Below are 1,558 nucleotides of genomic sequence, written 5' to 3' on the forward strand. Positions count from 1 at the left end.
CCTCCAAGACTCGCTACGAGCGAATGGCTAGTTCTTACTCGACGGGAATCCCACCCGTTATATGATACGACCTAGGCTCGGCCGCACACCTGCCCTGTTAGCACAATATGAAAGAGCTACCTTAATTGCAGCTGGTTCTTAAACTCTTGCCCCCGTACAACTCCATGTTTTATTTAAACTGTTAATAATTTCCTTTGGATTAGAGATACCGTTCTCAATAAAAATAGTTGCCCAATCCTTAAACAATTTCATATAAGCTTCTTCATTCATATTTGAATTTAGGTGGGATACTAGGCATACATCCATTCCAAGCTTTGACCTGAGCATAAACTGGTTATTAGTCTAATTTCAATAAGGAGTGAACCTCGAATTATGGTATATATACGACAAATGTCACCCTATGCCCTGAATCCCTGGGGTCTTCAACATTGTTTGAATCGTTTCACGTATATGCGGCTTAGAAACGGAGACAATTTCTGGTTTTTTTTGACGACTGTCGGGGAATCAAGAGTTTATGGTTATAGGTTTTTCGGAGGAAGATGGAATCATTATTCGGTTGCTTTAAGAGATATTGTTTCCGCCCATTGTTCTCCTCCGACTCCAACTCTATATTAAAACACTGCTCCTGACCTTCGTAATTGTATCGTTCAGTCTTACTTTAGAAGCATCTGGGCTTTCGCATAATCAGAGATCGTTTTTTTTGAATCTAATACTGTGATCACCAGATATCCGCCACCTGCTTGTACCCTTCCATTATGTATAGAACGTTAATCATTTCGGTTAGCGTTCTTTATACTGAAATTAGACTAAATTCCAAAACAAATATAAGTTTAATCCTAAGGCTGCGTTAAACTGCACTTTAGTTAGATAAGGAAAAAGACCGCCGCAGTGACAATCATATTGTGCTCAAGCACCCGTTAGCCTACATTAAAAATTCAATTTGTTATTTATCCTAGTGGTGGTTAAAGTAATCCTTCTTAAAGTAAACTGCCCCGGTTAGTGGAACAAGAAAAAGAGTCGCCGCAGCAACCCTTTGTTTAACTCAAGCACCCGTTAGCTTAAGTACATTTCTTTACAATTTTGCGTGGAGTAACGTTCAACTATATTTATTTTAGAATTATTTTTTACTTTTTTCTCCTTATGATGCTGTTCACTAAATTTTGTGTTGCATCCTGTCCAGTTTCTGATGCATTTTCAATGGCAGTCTGTACATAACGTGTTGCTGAATGGTTTAGATTGTTAAACACTTGCATCTTGTTTTCAACTAAATTATCTGGATGTTGGTCATGTTTTGCCATTATTATTACCTCCTATTTATCATTCGAAGTATATAGTGTGGATTATGTCAATGAAATATACCAGTTTTAGCTTTTTAAGTTGTAGAAGAAGTTCTCCTTCTTCAACCTGCCACGTTAACACAATAAGAAAAAGCCGCCTATGTATGGCAGCTGAATCTTGAACTCTTGTTGGCAATAGGTAAGCGTTTGATGTAATCTCCGGCTTTTCCCCTGCTCCGCACGGAACGTGATAGTTTCCCATCATTCCGCGTTCCATCTAA

General features: G+C 38.4%; 1 protein-coding gene. It reads right to left on the minus strand.

Features of this window, described 5'->3' with window-relative positions; genetic code table 11:
• Nucleotides 1-1,124: 1,124 nt before the first annotated feature.
• A complete protein-coding gene (locus tag J2Y67_RS27770) occupies nucleotides 1,125-1,298 on the minus strand; it encodes a hypothetical protein (RefSeq protein WP_310179409.1) in 174 nt (57 codons plus the stop codon).
• Nucleotides 1,299-1,558: the final 260 nt, after the last annotated feature.

This window comes from Neobacillus niacini (genome assembly GCF_031456445.1).
Lineage (GTDB): Bacteria > Bacillota > Bacilli > Bacillales > Cytobacillaceae > Neobacillus > Neobacillus niacini_I.